Origin of the sequence: Corallococcus sp. CA054B, from assembly GCF_003611625.1 — a bacterium.
Taxonomy (GTDB): Bacteria; Myxococcota; Myxococcia; order Myxococcales; family Myxococcaceae; genus Corallococcus; species Corallococcus coralloides.
On sequence record NZ_RAVY01000369.1, the window covers coordinates 1 to 2,612 of the forward strand.

Below are 2,612 nucleotides of genomic sequence, written 5' to 3' on the forward strand. Positions count from 1 at the left end.
GGGCGGGGGAAGGGCTCACGCTGGTGGACTGGGGCGCGGACACCTTCAGCGACGAATACGGCGCGATGATGATGGGCTCGCGGCCGGAGTCCGGCCTCGCGTACCCGACCTATGGCATCGCCCCCGCGGCGGGCGTGAAGGCGTTCCTGAACTCGGGGATGAACGGGCCGCCCCGGCTGGTGGAGCGTCTGCTCGCGAAGCACGGTGTGGCGCGCGAGGACGTGACGCTCATCTCCCACCAGGCCACGCGCAAGCTGATGGACCACTGGGCGCAGGAGATCCGCCCGCGCGAGTACCTGGACACCTTCGAGCAGTACGGGAACATGGTGCACGCGTCCATGCCGGTGACGCTGGCCCGGTTCCGCCGCGAGCTGCGCACGAAGTACCTGGTGATGGTCGGCCTGGGCATTGGCGCGCACCAGATGGCGTTGCTGGTGCGCGTTTAGCGGGACTGCTCGCTACTGATCGTCGCAGGGCGTGCCCAGCCGGATGCCCGTGTAGACGCCCAGCTCGTTGTAGATGAGGGGCAGGTTCTGCTCCACGGGGACGTTGCGCAGCTCCACCTCCTTGCGCGCCTTTTCGATCCAGATGGGCTTCTGCGCGCGGTCGATGACGAGCCGCAGCTGGCCCTTCTTGGTGGTGAAGATTTCACCCTCGGAGTCCGCGACCACGTTGGTCATCTTCTGCGGCTTGAGGTCGCCGCGGGGCCCGATGAACACGCGGAAGTTGCGGGACTCCGCGGGCGTGAAGCCCTTGTCCACGTAGTAGTACGTGCCCTCCGAATCACGCAGGAGCGCGTGGGGCGCGAACTTCTGCGGGTTGGGCGCGTAGGAGGCCTTGCGCAGCAGCTCCTTCGCCTGGGTGCTGGGGAGCATCTCCAGCGTGACCTTGCGCTCGCCGCAGCGCAGGGAGCAGGTGCGCTCCTTGGTGTCCACGGACAGCTGCGAGTGCACGCGCAGGTCCACGCCGTCGTAGTCGGCGGTGCCGTTGGGGTTGAAGAAGCGCGGATCCAGGAAGGTGGTGGCGTTCAGGTTCCGGGAGCGGGGGCGCGGCACCACGACCAGGGACTTGCCGTCGCCGTAGTAGAGCTGGTCCTCCAACTCGTCCGTGTCCTCGCGGGGCACGGAGACGGCGTAGTGGCCTTTGCCGTCGGTGCAGACGGCGGTGGCCTCCAGGAGCATGCGCTGGCCCAGGTTCTCCGCCTTGCCCCACGGCGGTTCGACGGCGGCGGCGGGACTGGCGGAGAGGAGCACGGCCACGGGAAGGATGCGTTGGAAGAGCATGGTGCGCGGGCCTAGAGGTGCTTCTTGAAGTAGCGGGTGGCGGCCTTCTCCTGCTGGCTCGCCTCCGGGTTGGTGGTCCACACGAAGCGGTCGCCCTGCAGCGCGGGCTCCAGCGTGGCGCCGAAGCGGCAGTCCATCTGCTTCAGGCGGGCCTTCACGGTGGTGCGGGCCTCGTCGGAGACCTCGCACAGGGCCTTCAGCGCGGTGAGGGGAGAGGCGCAGTAGCGGGCGATCTTCTGGGACTTGAGGACGGGCTCGGGGATGGTGGTCCAGTCGATGGCGCCCGCCATGGAGGTGCCGCAGGTGGTGTTCAGCGCCTGGAGCGCTTCGGCGTAGGCGGTGTCGTGGACGGTTTCCTCCGCCTTGCGGTCGAAGGCCATCAGCTTCGCGAGCTGACCGCTCTGGGTCTGCTGCTGGTGCTGGGCGTAGACCTCCTCCGGCTTGAGCTTCTGGGAGCGCGCCTCGTCGTACTGGACGGCGATGCCGTTGCCGGGACCGCCGGGGAAGTGCAGCTCCGTGTTCTTCCCCACGGTGATGAGTGGCGAGTAGTCCTTGCCGTGCCACTGGGTCGTGTAGTTGTGGCGCAGCGTGCTGGGGCTGCTCCAGTCCTTCAGGGTGTAGGGGAGGACCAGGTTGTCCAGCACGGAGCCCGTGCCCTGGATGCGCAGGAGGAACTTCTTCTGCTCACGGGGCGCGAGGGGAACGACGGCGACCAATTCCCCCTGTGGGCCTACGAAAACCTTGCCGGCTTCCACGGGAGCGGGCGGCGCGGCCCGAGCGGGCAGGGTGCCTAGAACGGTGGCCAGCACAGCCACGGCGACGATGCATTTCATGTTGGATGTATCCCCCTCACCCGTCCGTAGTTGCCTGGACGGGCGGTGTTCGCTCACTTCGGCAATTCAACACCATTGCTCCGACATAGCTCGACGAGCCGCGCCGGCAGGTCCGTCTTGGAGACTTTCGACAGTTCCGCAGGACCGTTGACCATGTCTTTGGACTGGCAACGGAGCTTGATGGCCAGATGGTGCGCGGCCAAGTTCTTCTGAGCCGCATAGCTGCGCTGGGCCATCCGGACACCGGTGTCCACGTCGTTCAGCGCATCCGCGGCACGGGCTTCCTTCAGGGCACTGAGCGCGATGTCGTCAGTAGGCTCCAGGGGAATGCGCGGAGACTGTGTCTTGCCGCTCGTCTTGACGACCGTCTTTCCTGGGGCCGTGGGCTGCACTGGCGTGTCGACCTTCGCGGGCGTGTCGCTGACGGTCGTCGGAGTGACGGGCGGAGGAGTCGGCGTCTGCGCGATGGTGGGCGGCGGCGCGGCGACGGGCGGAG

The 2,612-nt window shown here is 67.6% G+C and carries 3 protein-coding genes and 1 pseudogene; 1 reads left to right on the top strand and 3 read right to left on the bottom strand.

Annotation, left to right across the window (positions count from 1 at the left end):
- The coding region (locus D7V80_RS40665) for a 3-oxoacyl-[acyl-carrier-protein] synthase III C-terminal domain-containing protein (RefSeq protein ID WP_304988482.1) at window positions 1-446 on the top strand (446 nt) is incomplete at its 5' end.
- 12 nt (window positions 447-458) lie between these two features.
- Here D7V80_RS40665 and D7V80_RS40670 read toward each other — a convergent pair.
- The 3 genes and pseudogenes from D7V80_RS40670 to D7V80_RS42065 form a co-directional block, all read right to left on the bottom strand.
- Complete coding sequence (locus tag D7V80_RS40670; RefSeq protein ID WP_120593114.1) at window positions 459-1,283, bottom strand: hypothetical protein; 825 nt, start codon at window positions 1,281-1,283, stop codon at window positions 459-461.
- Window positions 1,284-1,294: 11 nt separating this feature from the next.
- Complete coding sequence (locus D7V80_RS40675) at window positions 1,295-2,116, bottom strand: hypothetical protein (protein ID WP_120593115.1); 822 nt, start codon at window positions 2,114-2,116, stop codon at window positions 1,295-1,297.
- Between the two features lie 53 nt (window positions 2,117-2,169).
- A pseudogene (locus tag D7V80_RS42065) lies at window positions 2,170-2,612 on the bottom strand (hypothetical protein); the annotation flags it as partial.

Bases quoted from the DNA above. Each gene is read 5' to 3' on its own strand.
- D7V80_RS40670 (WP_120593114.1), bottom strand. From the start codon at position 1,283: ATGCTCTTCCAACGCATCCTTCCCGTGGCCGTGCTCCTCTCCGCCAGT.
- D7V80_RS40675 (WP_120593115.1), bottom strand. From the start codon at position 2,116: ATGAAATGCATCGTCGCCGTGGCTGTGCTGGCCACCGTTCTAGGCACC.